Genomic DNA, 16,467 nt, shown 5'->3' on the forward strand with positions numbered 1-16,467 from the left:
GGTCTCAGGCGGCCAGGCCGTGCTCGTGGGCGTACACGACGATCTGCACGCGGTCGCGCAGGGCCAGCTTGCGCAGGATGGAGCCGACGTGGGTCTTGACCGTCGACTCGCTGAGGAAGACGCGGGCGCCGACCTCGGTGTTGGAGAGCCCGGCGGCGACGGCGGCGAAGACCTCCCGCTCCTTCTCCGTCAGGCCGAGGTACGCCGCCGGGACGGGGGTCGGGGCGGTGAAGCTGCCCGCCATCAGGGCGTTGAGGTCGCCGGGGGCGAGCACGGCGTTGCCGGCGTGCACGGTGCGGATCGCGTCGCGCAGCTGGACCGGTGTCGTGTCCTTGAGCAGGAACCCGCTGGCGCCGTGGCGGATGGCGGTGGCCGCGCGGTCGTCGAGGTTGAACGTGGTGAGCACGACGACCCGTACCGGCGGCGCGCCGGCGGCGGCCCGCCGGGCCACCGCGTCGGGCGCGAAGAGGCGGCGGGTCGCTTCGACGCCGTCCATCTCCGGCATCCGGATGTCCATGAGCACCACGTGGGGCGCGAGCTCCTCGACCCGCCGCAGCGCCTCGGCCCCGTCGGCGGCCGTGCCGACCACCGTCATGCCGTCCTGGGCGTCGACGATGACCCGCACGCCCTCGCGGAAGAGGTCCTGGTCGTCGACCAGGAGCACCCGGATGTCGTCGTCGCTCATCGCGGGCCCAACGGTATCGACGCCGTCGCGGTGAAGGTGTCCGCCCCGGTCGCGGTCTCGAGCCGCCCGCCCACGCTGGCCAGGCGGTGCCGCATGCCCTCGATCCCGGTGCCGCCGACGGCGATCATCCTGGTCTCCTCCGTGGACTCGGCGGGGTTGCGGACCTCGATCCGCAGCTCGCCGGTGCCCTCGCTGTCGGGCCAGTGCCGCTCGACCCGCACCGCGCCGTCGCGCCGGCCGTGCTTGACGGCGTTGGTCAACATCTCCTGCAGCACCCGGTAGGCCGTCACCTCGAGGTCGGGCGGCAGCGGCCGGGCGGTGCCGCGCTCGCTGACCACGACCTGGTGCCCGCCGGCGCGGACGCCGTCGACGAGGGTGTCGAGGGGCCGGGCGGCGGGAGGCGTGTCGGGGGAGGAGAGCACCTGGCGCACGTCCTGCAGCGAGGTCCGGGCCGAGGTCGCGATGGTCTCCATCGTCTTCTTCAACCGGGCCGGGTCGTCGTCGGGCAGGTACTGCGCCGACTCGGCCTGGGCCAGGATCACCGCCAGGGAGTGGCCCACCACGTCGTGCACGTCGCGGGCCAGTCGCGCCTGGTCCTCCCGCAGCCGGGCGATCTCGCGCGCCGACTCGGTCTCCTCCTGCGCGGCGCTCGCGCGCTCCTGCGCGGCCGCCTCGGAGCGCTCGGACCGGTCGGCCCGCACGGCGAGGCGGACCGCGAGCCCCGCCAGCCACGGCACGGCCAGCACCAGCAGGGCCACCGCGGCGAGCACCACGGTGACCCGGCCGCCGCCGTACCGGGAGGCGAGGTCGTACAACGCGCTCGCCGTCGCCCGGTCGGTGAACGGCTCGTAGGAGAGGTTGAGGACGAACACGACCGCGGTCACCGACACCGCGGGGATCGACAGGGCGCTGAGCGCCAGCGTCGCCCGGCCACCCCAGCGGGCGCAGCCGTAGGCCACCAGGGCCGCGGCGACCTCGACGGCCAGCAGGGGCGTCGCCGTCGCCACCTGCAGCACGGCCGCGGCCCAGACCAGGGCCAGCGCGACGGCGGGCTGCCGGCGCACGGTCGTCGCCGCCACCACGACCGCGGCGGCGACGACCGCCGCGGCGACCTGGCTCGACTCGCCGTCGAGGCGCTCGCGCACCTCGAGCAGCGCCACCGCGCCGAGCACCACGCCGGTGAAGACCTCCGTGGGTCGTGGCGGTGCGGGCCTCACCGGGCCACCTCGGCCCGGGCGGCGCCGGCCGCCCGTCGCGAGGCCCGTCGGGAGGCCCGTCGCAGCAGCGGCTCCTCGACCAGCCGGGTGCTGGCGACGGCGGCGAGCAGGGTCAGCGGCACGGCGAGGAGGCCGGCGACCTCGGGCCCGCCCAGGTGGGGGCGGAGCCAGACGGTGAGGGGGTAGTTCCACAGGTAGGCCGCGTAGGACACCGTGCCCAGGGCGACGAGCCCCCGCAGGGCGACCGGGCGCACGTCGTACCACTCCCGCCAGGCGAGCAGCAGGCCCGCGGTCACGAGCGCGACGGCCGGCGCCGCGACCAGGTACGTGGTGGCATGACCCCGCAATGGAAGCACGCTGAGGACCCCCAGCAGCGCCAGGCCGGGCAGGACGAACGGCGTGGCGCGCGCGGTCGGCACCCGGTGCCCCAGCAGCCGGGCCGCCGCACCCACGACGAAGCAGGTGGCCCAGCTCGTCGGGAGGGCGTAGGCGAGGTCGGGGTCCTCGTGCAGCCAGGCCACGGTGAGCCCGGCCGCGGCCAGGCCGCCGAGCGCGGCCAGGGCCAGCAGGGCGGGCACGCGGCGACGGGTCCAGGCGAGGGCGAGCAGGGCCGGCCAGACGAGGTAGAACTGCTCCTCGGTGGCCAGCGTCCAGAGGTGGAAGGTCGCGTCGCTGCCGTGGTCGGGGGGCAGGTTGGCCGTCCAGGTGAGCGCGACGACGACCGTCCGGCCCAGCTCGTCGCGGTCGTCGAGCGGGTCGAGCAGCAGGGTCACGAGGACCACGCCGACCACCAGCACCAGCAGCGCGGGCACCAGGCGCAGGGCCCGGCGCCTGTAGAACCGGCCCAGGTCGACGCGGCCGGCGCGGTCGAGCTCGGCGGCGAGCACCCCCGTGATGAGGTAGCCGGACAGCGCGAAGAAGGCGACGACCCCGACCACGCCGGCGCCCGGGAAGACCTCGGGCAGCGCGTGGCGCAGCATGACGAGGCCGACGGCGACGCCACGCAGCAGGTCGATGGCCCCGACCCGCCGGGGGCCCGCCTCCGCGGTGACCGGGCTGGCCCCGGTCACCGGCCGGTCAGCGCGTCGCGGACGAGCAGGTCGAGCAGGTCGGGGTAGGCCAGGCCGGCCGCGGCGAACATCCGCGGCACCTGCGACTGCCCCGTGAACCCGGGCATCGTGTTGACCTCGTTGAGCACCGGGCCGTCGGCGGTGAGGAAGAAGTCGACCCGCGCGACCCCCGCGCAGCCGAGCGCGTCGTACACCCGGACCGCGGCGTCCTCGAGCGCCTTGGTGCCGGTGTCCTCGAGCGGGGCCGGGATGCGGAAGACCGCGCTGCCGTCGTACTTCTCGGCGAGGCCGAAGACGCCGTCGGTCACGACCTCCAGGGTCGGCGCGACCACGCGGCTCCCGTCGGGCCGGCCGAGCACGGCGACGTCGACCTCGCGGCCGACCACGACGTCCTCGACCAGGACGCGGTCGTCGAGGGCGAACGCGGCGTCCAGCGCGGCGTCGAGCCCGCCGGCGGCGTCGACCAGGGACACCCCGTGGCTGGAGCCGGCGGACACGGGCTTGACGACCACCGGGTGTGTCCAGGCGTACGCCGCCCGGTCGGCCGGGGTGAGCAGCACCCCGGGGGCGGTGGCGACGCCGACGGCCTCGGCGACCAGCTTGGTGGCCCACTTGTCCATGGCCAGCGCGCCGGCCCGGACGCCGGAGCCGACGCAGGGCAGGCCGGCCAGGTCGCTCAGGGCGGCCAGGGTGCCGTCCTCGCCGTGCGGTCCGTGGACCACGGGCAGCACGACGTCGCAGCGGCGCAGCAGGCACAGCGCACCGGTGAGCCCGACCGGACGCCCACCCGGGTCCAGCCAGGTGCCGTGGGGGTCGATGGTCAGCCGGACCACGTCGTACGTCGCCGGGTCGAGGGCGTCGGCGACCGAGGCGGCCGAGGCCAGCGAGACGTCGTGCTCGCAGCTGGCGCCGCCGCCGATGACCGCGACGCGGGTGCGGGGGTCGCGCACCCCGAAGCCGCTCACGCCCGCACCATCCGGGCGCTCCGCGCGCCGAGCCCGGTGGCGACCTCGTGCTCGATGGTGCCGGACCAGGCGGCCCACTCCGCCGCGGTCGGCTCGCCCCCGTGCCCGGGGCCGAGGACGCAGGCGGTGGCGCCGGGCTCGACGTGGTCGTCGCCCAGGTCGACCACGACCTGGTCCATGGAGACCTGGCCGACGACCGGGCGGCGGCGCCCGGCCAGCAGCACCTGGGCGCGACCGCTGGCCGCGCGCGGCAGGCCGTCGGCGTACCCCAGCGGGAGCAGGGCCAGCGTCGTCTCGCGCGGCGCGGTCCAGGTGTGGCCGTAGCCCACGCCGGTGCCGCGGCCGACCCGGCGGACCGAGACCACGGGGGCGGTCAGGGTCAGGGCGGGGGAGAGCGCAGTGGTGCGGCTCGGGTCGATGCCGACGAGGCCGGCCCCGACCCGGCTCATCGTGTGGTGGGAGGCCGGGTCGGTCAGGGTGGCGGCGGTGGCGGCCAGGTGGCGGTGCCGCGGCCGGAGCCCGGCGGCGCGGGCCACCGCGACACCCCAGTCGAAGACCCGGCGGCCGGCGGCGTTGGCCGGGTCGGCCGGCGTGTCGGCGCAGGCCAGGTGGCCCATGACGCCGACGACGCGGACGGCGCCGGTGCGCTCCGCCCGGCGGGCGGCCCGGCACAGCGCGGTCCACGTGGCGGGGGCGGCCCCGTCACGGGCCAGGCCGGTGTCGAGGTGCAGGTGGACGCGGGCGCCGATGCCGGCGCGGGCGACGGCGTCGAGGTGCTCGATGCCGGGCACGGCGACGTCGACGCCGGACCCGACGGCCGCGGAGAAGTCGGCGTCGACCGGGTTGAGCCAGCTCAGCACAGGGGCGTCGAGACCGGCGGAGCGCAGGGCGAGGGCCTCGGTGACCGAGGTGACGCCGAGCCAGGTCGCGCCGTGGGCGAGGGCGGTGCGGGCGACGGCGACGTCACCGTGGCCGAACCCGTCGGCCTTGACCACGGCCATCAACGCGCCGGTGGTGCGGGCGGCCAGGAGGCGGGTGTTGGCCGCGACGGCGTCGAGGTCGACGTGGAGCCGGGACCCGGCCACGGGGCGCGTGGGGAGCGGGACCGCGAGGGCGGCGCTCACGACAGCGGCCCGTACGGCGCGTGGTCGGCGCCGGTGGCCAGCGCCCAGTAGCGGTCGCCGAAGGACCAGTGCCACCATTCGGTGGGGTAGTTCACCAGCCCGGCGCCCCCGAGGACCCGCGCCATCAGGTCGCGGTGCGCGCGGGCGTCGGCGCCGATGCCGTCGGCGGCGGTCCAGCAACGGCCCTCGCTCTGCTCGGGCGTCGCGTCGATGGGGGTGCCGAGGTCGAGGTCGTCGCCGCAGGCGTCGACCAGGGTGAGGTCGACCGCGGCGCCGGCCACGTGCGGCGCCACCTCCAGGGGCGCGACGAACCGGCTGCTCAGCACCCGCAGCCGGGCGGCGTCGGCGTCGGGGTGCCGGGCGGCGAGCTCGGCGGTGTACGACGCCACGATGGCCGCTTGGTCGGCCGCCGTCCGGTGGCCCTCGACGACCCGGAGCCCGATCCCGTCGGGCAGCCGCCCGGCGGCCGAGGCGAGCCGCTCGGCCAGCCCCCGGCGGACCCGCTCGCGGGTCGCGGAGAGCTCGCGCGGCAGCCGGACGAGGGGCTCGCCCGACTCGTCGACGGGCACGGCGGCGACCCGGGGGTCGGAGAGCAGCACGACCGGCGGCGCCGGGGAGGAGAGGGTCTGTGTGGTCACGACGGCGACGCTAGGAACGGCGCGGCGGCGCGGCATCGGCCGCAGGTGCCGACCAGCCAGCCCCAGGTGCCGGGCGGGGTGCCGGGCGGGGTGCTGGGTGGGGAGCCGGGGGAGGAGGTCAGTCGCCGCGCACGCGGCCGCGCAGCGCCTTGGTCTGCCCGCGCTGCTTCTTGGCTTCCAGCCGCCGCCGCTTCGACCCGGCGGTGGGCCGGGTGGCGCGGCGCGGTGGTGGCGGCGGCAGCAGGCCGTCGCGCAGCCGGGCCGCGAGGCGCTCCCGCGCGGCCACCCGGTTGCGGTGCTGCGAGCGGTGCTCGGAGGCCACCACCACGACCGGCGAGCCGAGCCGACCCACCAGCCGCGCCCGCTGGGCCTCGCTGAGCACGGCCGACGCCAGGACGTCGTACTCGAGCTCGACGCGGCTGTCGGTGGTGTTGACCGACTGGCCGCCCGGCCCCGAGGAGCGGCTGAACCGCTCGACCAGCTCGGCGTCGGGGACGGTCAGCCGGGGGGTGACGACGAGGTCGTCCACCTCACTGCCCCCGCTGGCGCCACTCGATCGCCGGGCAGGTGTCCATGACCATCGGGACGCCGGCGGCCCAGGTGCGCGCGTACGCCGCCTCGTCGACCACCCCGAGCTGGAACCACACGCCCCGCGCACCGACCTCGACCGCCTGGTCGGCGAACGGCCCGGCGGCCTCGGAGCGCCGGAAGACGTCGACGACGTCGATGGCGAAGGGCACGTCGGCCAGGGCGGCGTACCCGGTCTCGCCGAGGACCTCCTCGGCCCCCGGGTTGATCGGCACGATGCGCTTGCCGCGCTGCTGCAGCAGCGCCGCGATGGAGTGGGCCGTGCGCGCGGTGTTGCTCGTGAGGCCGACCACGGCCCACGTGGTGCACTCCTCGAGCATCAGCGTCACGGCGTCCGGGTCCTGCCAGGAGGCGGGTGCGGTGCGGGGAGTCGTCACGACACGAGGGTAGTCACCGCTGCTCGAGAGCCCTCACGGGTTTTGTCTGCATACGTGGTGCGGGCGGGGGTACGCACGGGGGGGAGCCGCCGAGATCCCCCCACTCGGCGGCTCCCACTTCTCTTCTGCGCCCCGTCGTGCGGCGCCCGTCACCGGCAACCGGTCCTCGGGTGCCCGGCCGTCCGGTCCGTCGTCCGGTCCGCCGTCCGGTCCGCCGGCAGTGGTCACTGCGGGTGGTCAGGAGCACCCGGTCGGGTGAAGTCGATCCGAGACCTGCCGCACCACGGTGTGTCTGTGACAACATGAGTCACACAACATCTGTCTCGGGACGACCTTCGGGTCGCGACCGGAAGGTAGCTCGCACATGGGGTCGAGTCGCACCGTGAGCGACGCGCGCAGGCGCGTCGAGACCGCCGTCCTGCTCGCCCGCGCGAGCACGGCCACCGGCGACCAGCGGGCGCGCCTGGAGGACGAGGTCATCCGCCTCAACATGCAGGTCGCCTCCGAGGTCGCCCGCCGCTACCACGGCCGGGGCATCCCGTCCGAGGACATCGACCAGGTCGCCTACCTCGGGCTCGTCAAGGCCGTGCGCGGGTTCGACCCCGCGGTCGGCGACGACTTCCTGAGCTACGCCGTCCCGACGCTGCGGGGCGAGATCCGCCGCTACTTCCGCGACTCCGGCTGGGCCGTGCGTCCGCCGCGGTCGGTGCAGGAGGTGCAGGCCCGCGTGGTGCAGGCCGAGGCGGTGCTGACCCAGCGGCTCGGCCGTGCCCCCCGGCCCGCCGAGATCGCCGCGCACCTCGACGCGCCCCTCTCGCTCGTCGTCGACGCCCTCTCGGCCACGGGGTGCTTCAGCCCGGTCTCGCTCGACGCCCCGCGCCCCGACGGCGAGGCCGCCGAGTCCCCGATCGACCGCATGGGCGACCACGACCCCGCCTTCGCCAGCGCCGAGGCCCGGGTCGCCCTCGCGCCGCTGATGGCCTCGCTCTCAGCCCGCGACCGCCGCATCATCGAGCTGCGGTTCTTCGAGAACCGCACCCAGGCCCAGATCGGCGCCGAGGTCGGCGTCAGCCAGGAGCAGGTCTCCCGCCTGCTCACCGGCATCCTGCGCCGGCTGCGCGCCTCCCTCGCCGCCTGACCCCTCCGGCAGCCGGGCCACCGTCGAGGCGGCGGTCAGCCGGGGTGGGCTCAGGAGGGGAAGATCCGGGGGGCCTCGGAGGCCTTGCCGGTGAAGCGGGGTGTGCGCTTGTCCTTGAAGGCCGCGACGCCCTCCTTGCCGTCACCGGTGCTGGCGTGCCACATGGCCACCGAGTCGGACAGGTGCGCCTCGATCGGGTGGTCGGCGGCGGCGTTGCGGTAGACGAGCTCCTTGGCCAGCGCGAGCGCGACGGGGGAGCGGTCGACCACGAACGACCGCGCCAGCTCCAGCGCCGCGGGCAGCAGCTCGTCGGGCTCGTGCACCGAGCGGACCAGGCGTCCGGCGTGGGCCTGCTCGGCGGTGAGGATGTCGGCGGAGTAGACCCACTCCAGGGCCTGCTGGACCCCGACGATGCGGGGCAGGAACCACGTCGACGCGGCCTCGGGGACGATGCCGAGCCGGCCGAAGACGAAGCCGATGCGGGCCTTGGTCGAGGCCAGCCGCAGGTCCATGGCCAGCGTCATCGTCGCGCCGATGCCGACCGCGGGTCCGTTGATCGCGGCGATCACGGGCTTGCGCAGGGCGTGGATGGCCAGGGTCACTCGGCCGCCGGTGTCGCGGACACCGTCGGCGTACGCCGGGTCGTCGAAGCGCTCGCGCAGCAGCTCGGGGGTGACCTCGAGGGTCTCGTCGAGACCGAAGACGTTGCCCTCGGCCGAGAGGTCCATCCCGGCGCAGAAGGCGCGCCCTGCGCCGGTGACGACCACGGCCCGGACGTCGTCGGCGGCGGCCTCGGTCTCGAAGACCGACAGCAGCTCGCGGGCCATGGTCAGGTCGAAGGCGTTGAGGGCGTCGGGGCGCGAGAGGGTCAGCGTGGCGATGCCATCGGCGTCGACGGCCCAGTCGAGGGTCTGGTGGCTGGTCATGTGGTCATCGCACGATCCCGTTGGGCGTGCACTGCTCCTTGGTGATGTCGTCGGTGCGGTTGTCGATGATGGCGGCGAACAGCGGGTCGGCGCGGTCGCGGTCCCAGGTGGTGGCCGAGGTGTCGGTGACCGGCATCGTGCAGGTCAGGTTGCCGCCCGTGCCGGTGCGGGTCATGGCCAGCGCCCACCGGCCGGCGTCGACGGTGCTCGTGTCGTCGCCGAAGGCGAAGAACGACGGGACGGCCTTGTTCAGCCGCCACCACCGCACGGGGTTGACGACCGTCCAGGGCGAGAGGACCTTGTCGCCGATGCCGGCGATGACCTCGCGCTGGCGCCGGACGCGCTCGAGGTCGCCCAGGGCCGACTGCTTGCGGGAGCGGGAATAGCCCAGCGCGGTGCGGCCGTCGACCTCCTGGCAGCCCTTCTTGATGTTCAACCCCGCCAGCGGGTCCTTGAGCCGCTCGCGCGGGCAGACCTCGATGCCACCGACCGCGTCGACGACGTCGGCGACGCCACCGAGCCCGATCTCGACGTACTCGTCGACGCGGATGCCGGTCTGGGCCTCGACGATCCGGGTCAGCAGCGGCGCGCCGCCGCGGTTGTAGGCGCCGTTGATCTTCCCGGAGAAGTACGGCTCGTCGATGGTCGTGTCGCGCGGGATCGACAGCAGCACGCTCGGGCCGCCGCCGGTGTGCAGCAGCATGATGGTGTCGGTCAGCACCGAGTCGGGGTTGCCGGTGCTGAGCTCCTTGCGCTGCTCGGGCGTCAGGTCGCGCCGCGAGTCGCTGCCCACGAGCAGGTACGTCGTGCCGTCCTGCTCCGCGGGACGCTCGCCCTCGGGCGCGAACGGGACCTTCTCGGCGCTCTGCCACACCACGAACGGCACCGCGATGGTGAACACCAGCCAGAGCACGAGCAGGGCGAGCACGGTGCGGATCCAGAACCGTGGCCGGCGGACCCGTCGGACCCAGGCACCACCCCCGGGCGGTCGCCCCCGTCCGGGTTCGGGCGCCAGCGGACGCGGCTGCGGGGTCGGCTGCGGCGCCGGCTGCGGGGCCGGCTGGGGCCGCCCCACCGGCTGCGGTGCCGGGCGCTGGGTGCGCACCGGGCGGGTGGCGTCGGGGCGGGGCTGCACCGGCATCCGGCGGGTGGCCTCGTCGTCGGCCGGGTCGGTCGGGCCGCCCTGGCCGCCGGACCCGCGGCCGCCGTACAGCCAGCCGAACTCCGGCCCCTCCCCGGGGCCTCCGCTGCCGGGGCGATCGTCCATGTCGCACGACGGTACCGGTCGCTACCGTCCCGGCATGACCGACAGGCCCACCGCCGCGCCCCCGGCTGCGCTCCCGCCCTCCTTCGCCCGCGTCTCCCTGGCCGTGATGACCTCGGGGCGGGAGGCCAACCTGCTCGGCAACGTGCACGGCGGCGAGATCGTCAAGCTCGCCGACTCCACGGCCGGTGCGGTGGCCCAGCGCCACAGCGGCGGCCCCGCCGTGACCGCGGCCCTGGACGAGATGGCCTTCCTGGCGCCGGTGCACGTGGGCGACATCGTGCGCACCGTCTCCCAGGTCAACTGGGCCGGGCGCACGTCGATGGAGATTGGGGTGCGGGTCGAGGCCCAGCCCTGGAACGACCCGGCGGTGGAGTCGCTGCACGTCGCGTCGGCGTACTTCGTGTTCGTGGCGGTCGACGCCGACGGTCGGCCCCGCGAGATCCCCCCGCTGGACCCCCGCACGCCCGACGAGCTGCGACGCGCCCGCGAGGCAGAGATCCGGCGCTCGCACCGGCTGGCCAAGAAGAACGAGATCGAGAGCGGGAGGCGCGGCGCGTCGGGACCCGTGTGACACCTGTGACTGGTGATACTGGCGCGTCTGCTTCCTTCCCCGGTCACGAGCAGAGGTCCTTCCCTGATGCAACCCCTCACGTCGAGCGCGCCGTCGGTCGCGACGTTCCGCGCCCACGCCGCCACGCCCCTCGCGCAGCGCGCCGCCCAGGTGCGGTTCCGCCGGGCGTTGTCGCTGATGGTCATGACGCTCCTCGCGCCCGGCACGGCCCAGCTCGTCGCCGGCAACCGGCGCATCGGGGTGATCGCCTTCCGCACCTGGCTCGGGGTGCTCGGTGTCGCGCTGGCGACCGGGATCGCGGTGCTCGTCCACCCGGCCCTGGCCCTGCAGCTGGCGACCAACACCGCGCTGCTGCTGTGGATCAACCTGGCCCTGATCGCGGGCGCGGTCGGCTGGGCCTTCCTGTTCTTCGACGCCTGGCGCATCGGCCAGCCGCTGACCTACTCGATGACCCACCGCCGCGTCTCGGTCGGCGTCAACGGCGTCATGGCCCTCGGCGTGGCCGGCGTCCTGCTCTTCAGCGCCCACATCGTCTCGGTGCAGCGTGACTTCATCATCGCCACCTTCACCGGCGCCGAGGCCACCGGCGCCCACCACGGCCGCTACAACGTGCTCCTCGTCGGCGGTGACTCGGGCGCTGGGCGGTGGGGCACCCGCACCGACTCGATGACGGTCGCCTCGGTCGACGCCGAGACCGGCGAGACCGTGCTCATCGGCCTGCCGCGCAACATGACCGGCTTCCCGTTCCGCCGGGGCACGGTGATGGACGAGCAGTTCCCCGACGGCTTCGACTGCGACGGCTGCATGCTCAACGGCGTCTCGACCTGGGCGCAGGACAACACCGAGCTGTTCCCGGGGTCGGCGGACCCCGGTGTCGACGCCACCATCATGGGCATCGAGGGCATCACCGGCCTGCGCATCAACTACTGGGTCATGGTCAACCTGCAGGGCTTCAAGAACCTCGTCGACGCCGTCGGCGGCGTCACCCTCAACGTCCGCCAGGACATCCCGATCGGGCTGCCCGGCGACGAGGTCACCGGCACCGTCGAGGCGGGCACCCGCAAGCTCGACGGGTTCGAGACCCTCTGGTACGCCCGCGCCCGCTACGGCTCCGACGACTACTCCCGCATGGCCCGCCAGAAGTGCGTGATGAACGCGATGCTCCAGCAGGTCAGCCCCTCGGTCGCCGTGCGCAACTTCGAGGGCATCGCCAAGGCCGCCTCCGACATGGTCCGGACCAACCTCCCGGCCTCCGAGCTCAGCCGCTTCGCCGACCTCGCTCTCAAGGCGCGGACGACCAAGGTCGCGACGCTCTCGCTCGTGCCGCCGCTGGTCGACACCTCCGACCCCGACATCAAGCTCATCCATCGCAAGGTCGCCGAGGCCGTCGACCGCAGCGAGGGCGACGCCCCCGCGCCGGCCAGGGCCGCCGGCGCCGGTGGCGGCGCGACGAGGAAGCCGGCCGCCCCGAGCGAGGACACCGGCGTCACCGGTGGGTCGATCGGCTCGCTCAAGGACGGGTACGCCGCCAACCAGTCCGAGGACCTCGGCGCCGCCTGCTAGGGCGCGGGGGCCGGGCTCAGCGCAGGTCCCAGCCCGTCACCAGCACGTCGTACGTCGCCGCGTCGGCCGCGGCGACCAGCCAGTGGTCGTGGGTGCCGCGCGGGTCGTACCCACGGCCGTCGAGGTGGCGCAGCACGCCGCCCGCCTCGGTGAGCAGCAGCTGGCCGGGGGCGTGGTCCCAGGGCTTGGTGGACTTGTAGAGCAGGGCGTCGCAGGCGCCTTCGACCAACCGCGGGTAGTCGACCCCGCAGGCCACCCACGACAGCGACAGGGCGCCGACCTCTCCCACCGGGCGGCCGACCGAGGACCTCCGCGAGGTCCGCACGTCCCAGCCCGCAGGCGGCCCGGCCGGCGGCTGCGTGACCAGGCGGTCCCGGCGGCCGCCGTGCTCGCGGAAGGCGCCCGCGCCGCGCTCGGCGACGTACATCGCGTCGTGCTGGGGCTGCCAGATCCAGCTGCGCACGACCTCGCCGGTCACGAGCTCGGCGACCATGACCGCGTGGTCGGGGGAGCCGTGCACGAAGTTCTTGGTGCCGTCGACTGGGTCGACGGTGAAGGCGTGCTCGGCGGCGGCGTACCGGCCGAGCAGGGCGCGGTCGGTGGCCGTGGCCTCCTCGCCGAGCACGACCGCATCGGGGTGGGCACGGCGCAGGACCGCGGTGACCAGCTCCTCGGCCTCCCGGTCGGCGACGGTGACGAGGTCGCCGGGGTTCTTCTCGGCCACGTCGCCCGAGTCGAGCGAGCGGAAGCGAGGCGTGATGACCTCGGCCGCGACGTCGCGCAGCAGGGTGCTGATGTCGTCGGTCTCCACCCCTCAACAGTAGGGTCAGCGCGTGCAGCGGGTCGTGGCGGTGGTGGTGACCTACAACCGACTGCCGCTGCTGCAGCGCCAGGTCGCCCGGCTGCGCGAGACGTCCTCCCTGGCCGAGGTGCTGGTCGTCGACAACGCCTCGACCGACGGCACGTCGGCCTGGTTGGCCGAGCAGGACGGTCACGACCGCGTGCGGGCCCGCACCCTGCCGGACAACATCGGCGGCGCCGGCGGCTTCGCCGCGGGGCTGACCTGGGCCATGGAGGGTGACGCCGACCTGGTCTGGATGATGGACGACGACGGCCTGCCCGACCCCGACTGCCTCGACCGGTTGCTGGCCCGCGCCGACGAGCTCGACTTCTGGGGTCCGGCCGTCGTGGCCGAGCAGGACCCGACGCGGCTGTGCTTCCCCATCCGCCTGCCCGGCGGCACCACCGTCGTGCACGACCTCGCCGACGTGGAGGCGGCGGCCCGTGGCGGTCTCGTCCGCGGGGTCGTGATCCCCTTCAACGGCGTCCTGGTCACCCGGGCGCTGGTCGAGCGCATCGGGGTGCCACGCGCGGAGTTCTTCATCTGGGGCGACGACGTCGAGTACCTCTGGCGGGCCGAGCGGGCGGGTGCCCGGATCGCGACCGTCGTCGGCGCCCGGGTCGCCCACCCGGCCACCGACGACCTCGGCACGCCGATGATGGGCGGGCGGACGACGTACAACGACACGCCGAGCGACCTCAAGCACTACTGCATGGCCCGCAACAACACCGTCAACCTGCGCACCTACCGCGGCTGGCCGCACGTGCTGATGTTCTGGGTCAAGACGCTGTGGTTCTTCACCCTGACCCGCCGCCGGCCGGGCCGGGTCGCCATGAGCGCACGGGCGGCGTGGGCCGGGCTCCGCGGCGACTTCACCGGCCACCGGCGGTACGTCCGGTGAGCGGGCCGCAGGAGGGCGGCGAGGGCAGGGAGTCGGTCGCGGTCGTCGTCGTCACCTACAACCGGGCCGACCTGCTGGCCCGGGTGCTCGACGGGCTCGCCGCCCAGACCCGGGTCCCCGACCTGGTCGTCGTGGTCGACAACGCCAGCACCGACCACACCTCGGCGGTGCTCGACGCCGCCCCCGCCGGGCTGCCGCTGGAGCGGGTCCTGCTCCCCGACAACACCGGGGGAGCGGGCGGCTTCCACACCGGCCTGCAGACCGCGTACGCCCGGGGGCTCGACCGGATCTGGCTGATCGACGACGACGTGGTGCCGGCCCCCGACTGCCTGGAGGTGCTGATGGCGGTCGACGAGGACTGCCTGACCTCGGTGCGCGAGGACCTCGACGGCGCCCTGGTCGAGAAGGCAGCCACCCGCTTCGACCTCGCCAACCCGCTGGCCATCAAGCCCAAGACCGCGATGGTCGAGACCGACCACGGCACCCGCAACGCCATGCCGCGGCTGGTCGAGGTCGAGAACGTCGCCTTCGAGGGGTTCCTCGTGCGCCGCGACGTCGTGACCCGCGTCGGCCTGCCCGACCCGCGGTTCTTCATCTTCTACGACGACTGCGACTACGCCCTGCGTGCCCGCGCCGCCGGCTACCGCATCTGGGCCGTCCGCGACGCCCGGCTGGTGCGCCAGCTGGCCTTCGACCAGCAGCACGACCTCGCGGGCTGGAAGGGCTACTACATGTACCGCAACCTCTTCGTGGTGCACCTGCGCCACGGGGAGAACGTGCTGGTGCGGCTCAAGCCGTGGCTCGTCGCGCTCGTGGTCGTGCTGCTCAGCCCGCTGCGCGGCGGCCCGGCCGAGGCCCGCAACGTGGTGCGCGCGGTGCGCGATGCGCCCGCGCTGCGCCGGCTCCCGCCCGAGGCGGGGCCGGCGGCCCTGGCGCAGGTCAGGCGCTGACGGTCTCGCTGTCGGCCGGCTCGGAGCGCATCAGCCGCGGCCGCAGGCCGACCCGGTTGCCGGTGGCCATCGCGGCCGCCCAGACGGCGAACGAGCCGATCGCGGCACCGCCGAGCACGTCGACGAAGTAGTGCCAGCCGAGGTAGAGCGTCGAGAGCATCGTCAGGACGAGGAACGCCCAGGCGAGCGTGCGCAGCCAGCGGGGGAGGCCGACGTACTCGGCGACCAGGCAGATGGTGACCATGATGCCGCAGTGCAGCGAGGGGAACGCCGCGATCGTCTGCAGGGTGCCGGCGCCGAAGACGTCGCTCACGACCGCCACCCGGTCGGTCCACAGCACCTCGACGAGGTGGGTGTTGTAGGTCTGGGGCAGGTCGGCGAACTGGCCACGCTGGGCCTCGGTGAAGACCGGGCCGAGCGAGGGGAGGGCGAAGTAGACCGCCGCCCCGAGCATCCAGTCGAACGCCACCGCGGTGACGTACCAGGAGCTCGCCGGGCGGTTGCGCACGAAGACCAGCGCGATCGCGATCGAGGCGGGCACGAGCACGATCCACACGACGTACACGCCGCTGAAGAAGTGCGCCGCCCACCCGGTGCCGAGAAGGTCGTGCATCACCTGGGCCGGGTCGTGGCCGAACCACAGCCACTCGTCGACCTTGCGCATCTCGGCGTCCCAGTTGTGGTGGTTGACGAACGGGACGTAGCTCTTGAGGTTGCGGAACGTCGCGTAGGTCAGGTACCACGCGCCCACGCCCGACAGCGCGAACAGCAGGTGCGTGCGCTGCCACCGGTCGCGGGTGACCTCGCGCCACTGCAGGCCGCGGCGCTCCTCGCGGTCGCGCCAGGCCCGCCACAGGGTGACCCCGATGATGTCGAGCGCGATCGCTCCCAGCACGATGGCAGGCATCCGGACGTACGCCGGCACGCCCGCGACCACCGCGTCGGGGTCGAGGACCGGCAGCTCGGCGATGGCCGCGATGAGTGCCGTCGCGAGCGCCATGACCCCACCGGCGACCCACGCCCAGGCGAAGTTGAGCTCGAGGACTCCGCGCAGCGTACGGGGTGGCTGGGGCTGCTCCATCCGACCAAGATACGGCGACCCGCCCGGGCTGTCGGTATCCGCACGCGTACTCAACGGGTGATCTGCGTCGTGTCCCCACGGTCCTCCGTGGTCGGAGACGGTGGGTGGGTCGGGTGGCCGCGCGCGTGGCAGGCCGCGTCTCGGCGTCACGGACGTCGCTCCGCTCCGCCGCTGCGCGGCGCGCTTCGCGCGTCCTTGACCCCGAGCCTCGCGCGGCCTGCCGGTCTGCGCGCTGTCGGCGACGCCTCGGGTCCCGTGCCCGGCGCGCCGCCGCTGGCGCGGCCACCCGCCCCACAGGTCACGCCTGACCCTCCGGCACCACTCCTGGTGGATACCTCCCACTCCTGGTCGGCAACTGCCCGTCAGGAGTGGGAGATCGGCGTCAGGAGTCGGGGGCGGCCGCGCCAGCGGCGGCGCGGGCGGAGCCCGTGCCGTTGAGCGCGCCGTCAGTCGATCGGGCGAGGCTCCGGGTCAAGGACCGCCGCAGGCGGCCGGCGGAGCCGGCGCGAGCGCAGCGAGCGTCCTGGACGCGGAGACCCGATCGACTACGCGCGCGGCCGCCCAC

At 74.8% G+C, this 16,467-nt stretch carries 17 protein-coding genes; 5 read left to right on the top strand and 12 right to left on the bottom strand.

The window, feature by feature from the left end; all coding sequences use genetic code 11:
• Positions 1-4 precede the first annotated feature (4 nt).
• The 8 genes from FJQ57_RS05510 to FJQ57_RS05545 form a co-directional block, all read right to left on the bottom strand.
• Complete coding sequence (locus FJQ57_RS05510; RefSeq protein ID WP_139978167.1) at positions 5-685, bottom strand: response regulator; 681 nt, start codon at positions 683-685, stop codon at positions 5-7.
• Positions 682-1,902, bottom strand: a complete 1,221-nt coding sequence (locus FJQ57_RS05515) for a sensor histidine kinase (RefSeq protein WP_139978168.1) — start codon at positions 1,900-1,902, stop codon at positions 682-684. The genes FJQ57_RS05510 and FJQ57_RS05515 overlap by 4 nt, the downstream gene beginning before the upstream one ends.
• Positions 1,899-2,972 (bottom strand): acyltransferase family protein, encoded by a 1,074-nt coding sequence (locus tag FJQ57_RS05520; RefSeq protein ID WP_211348749.1) that lies wholly within the window; start codon positions 2,970-2,972, stop codon positions 1,899-1,901. The genes FJQ57_RS05515 and FJQ57_RS05520 overlap by 4 nt, the downstream gene beginning before the upstream one ends.
• Positions 2,969-3,937 carry a D-alanine--D-alanine ligase family protein gene (locus tag FJQ57_RS05525; RefSeq protein ID WP_246081600.1) on the bottom strand — a complete coding sequence of 323 codons (969 nt, stop codon included), beginning with the start codon at positions 3,935-3,937 and terminating at the stop codon, positions 2,969-2,971. Before FJQ57_RS05525 ends, FJQ57_RS05520 begins: the two co-directional genes overlap by 4 nt.
• Positions 3,934-5,061, bottom strand: a complete 1,128-nt coding sequence (gene alr / locus FJQ57_RS05530) for an alanine racemase (RefSeq protein ID WP_246081601.1) — start codon at positions 5,059-5,061, stop codon at positions 3,934-3,936. Before alr ends, FJQ57_RS05525 begins: the two co-directional genes overlap by 4 nt.
• Positions 5,058-5,699 (bottom strand): M15 family metallopeptidase, encoded by a 642-nt coding sequence (locus tag FJQ57_RS05535; protein WP_246081602.1) that lies wholly within the window; start codon positions 5,697-5,699, stop codon positions 5,058-5,060. The genes alr and FJQ57_RS05535 overlap by 4 nt, the downstream gene beginning before the upstream one ends.
• A 118-nt stretch (positions 5,700-5,817) precedes the next feature.
• Positions 5,818-6,228, bottom strand: coding sequence for an alternative ribosome rescue aminoacyl-tRNA hydrolase ArfB (gene arfB / locus FJQ57_RS05540; RefSeq protein ID WP_139978171.1), 411 nt, complete (start codon positions 6,226-6,228; stop codon positions 5,818-5,820).
• 1 nt (position 6,229) lies between these two features.
• Positions 6,230-6,664, bottom strand: coding sequence for a CoA-binding protein (locus tag FJQ57_RS05545; protein ID WP_246081603.1), 435 nt, complete (start codon positions 6,662-6,664; stop codon positions 6,230-6,232).
• A gap of 382 nt (positions 6,665-7,046) precedes the next feature.
• Here FJQ57_RS05545 and FJQ57_RS05550 point away from each other — a divergent pair, with 382 nt between their 5' ends.
• The gene (locus FJQ57_RS05550; protein WP_246081604.1) at positions 7,047-7,802 is read left to right on the top strand and encodes a sigma-70 family RNA polymerase sigma factor; all 756 of its coding nucleotides are present in this window, start codon (positions 7,047-7,049) and stop codon (positions 7,800-7,802) included.
• Positions 7,803-7,852: 50 nt separating this feature from the next.
• Here FJQ57_RS05550 and FJQ57_RS05555 read toward each other — a convergent pair whose 3' ends face one another.
• Both FJQ57_RS05555 and FJQ57_RS05560 read right to left on the bottom strand, forming a co-directional pair.
• The gene (locus tag FJQ57_RS05555; RefSeq protein WP_139978173.1) at positions 7,853-8,728 is read right to left on the bottom strand and encodes a crotonase/enoyl-CoA hydratase family protein; all 876 of its coding nucleotides are present in this window, start codon (positions 8,726-8,728) and stop codon (positions 7,853-7,855) included.
• Positions 8,729-8,732: 4 nt separating this feature from the next.
• Complete coding sequence (locus FJQ57_RS05560) at positions 8,733-9,995, bottom strand: LCP family protein (protein WP_139978174.1); 1,263 nt, start codon at positions 9,993-9,995, stop codon at positions 8,733-8,735.
• Positions 9,996-10,029: 34 nt separating this feature from the next.
• Between FJQ57_RS05560 and FJQ57_RS05565 the strand changes: the two genes are divergently transcribed.
• Together FJQ57_RS05565 and FJQ57_RS05570 are read left to right on the top strand one after the other, a co-directional pair.
• The gene (locus FJQ57_RS05565) at positions 10,030-10,566 is read left to right on the top strand and encodes an acyl-CoA thioesterase (RefSeq protein ID WP_139978175.1); all 537 of its coding nucleotides are present in this window, start codon (positions 10,030-10,032) and stop codon (positions 10,564-10,566) included.
• Between the two features lie 66 nt (positions 10,567-10,632).
• Positions 10,633-12,129: an LCP family protein gene (locus FJQ57_RS05570; protein WP_139978176.1), complete on the top strand. Its 1,497-nt coding sequence runs from the start codon at positions 10,633-10,635 to the stop codon at positions 12,127-12,129.
• A gap of 16 nt (positions 12,130-12,145) precedes the next feature.
• Here the strand turns inward: FJQ57_RS05570 and FJQ57_RS05575 are convergent, their stop codons facing one another.
• On the bottom strand, positions 12,146-12,940 hold the full coding sequence (locus FJQ57_RS05575; protein ID WP_139978177.1) for an inositol monophosphatase family protein: 795 nt from the start codon (positions 12,938-12,940) through the stop codon (positions 12,146-12,148).
• A gap of 22 nt (positions 12,941-12,962) precedes the next feature.
• Here FJQ57_RS05575 and FJQ57_RS05580 point away from each other — a divergent pair, with 22 nt between their 5' ends.
• Positions 12,963-13,871 (top strand): glycosyltransferase, encoded by a 909-nt coding sequence (locus tag FJQ57_RS05580; protein WP_139978178.1) that lies wholly within the window; start codon positions 12,963-12,965, stop codon positions 13,869-13,871.
• The gene (locus FJQ57_RS05585; protein WP_139978179.1) at positions 13,868-14,821 is read left to right on the top strand and encodes a glycosyltransferase family 2 protein; all 954 of its coding nucleotides are present in this window, start codon (positions 13,868-13,870) and stop codon (positions 14,819-14,821) included. Before FJQ57_RS05580 ends, FJQ57_RS05585 begins: the two co-directional genes overlap by 4 nt.
• Here FJQ57_RS05585 and FJQ57_RS05590 read toward each other — a convergent pair.
• Positions 14,811-15,902: a phosphatase PAP2 family protein gene (locus FJQ57_RS05590; RefSeq protein WP_139978180.1), complete on the bottom strand. Its 1,092-nt coding sequence runs from the start codon at positions 15,900-15,902 to the stop codon at positions 14,811-14,813. The genes FJQ57_RS05585 and FJQ57_RS05590 overlap by 11 nt on opposite strands.
• Positions 15,903-16,467 lie beyond the last annotated feature (565 nt).

It is taken from the genome of Nocardioides litoris (genome assembly GCF_006346315.1).
Classification (GTDB): Bacteria; Actinomycetota; Actinomycetes; order Propionibacteriales; family Nocardioidaceae; genus Nocardioides; species Nocardioides litoris.

Excerpts from the sequence above, each read along its gene's own strand:
- FJQ57_RS05555 (WP_139978173.1), bottom strand. The coding sequence starts at position 8,728 with ATGACCAGCCACCAGACCCTCGACTGGGCCGTCGACGCCGATGGCATC.
- FJQ57_RS05565 (WP_139978175.1), top strand. The coding sequence starts at position 10,030 with ATGACCGACAGGCCCACCGCCGCGCCCCCGGCTGCGCTCCCGCCCTCC.
- FJQ57_RS05560 (WP_139978174.1), bottom strand. The coding sequence starts at position 9,995 with ATGGACGATCGCCCCGGCAGCGGAGGCCCCGGGGAGGGGCCGGAGTTC.
- FJQ57_RS05590 (WP_139978180.1), bottom strand. The coding sequence starts at position 15,902 with ATGGAGCAGCCCCAGCCACCCCGTACGCTGCGCGGAGTCCTCGAGCTC.
- FJQ57_RS05510 (WP_139978167.1), bottom strand. The coding sequence starts at position 685 with ATGAGCGACGACGACATCCGGGTGCTCCTGGTCGACGACCAGGACCTC.
- FJQ57_RS05570 (WP_139978176.1), top strand. The coding sequence starts at position 10,633 with ATGCAACCCCTCACGTCGAGCGCGCCGTCGGTCGCGACGTTCCGCGCC.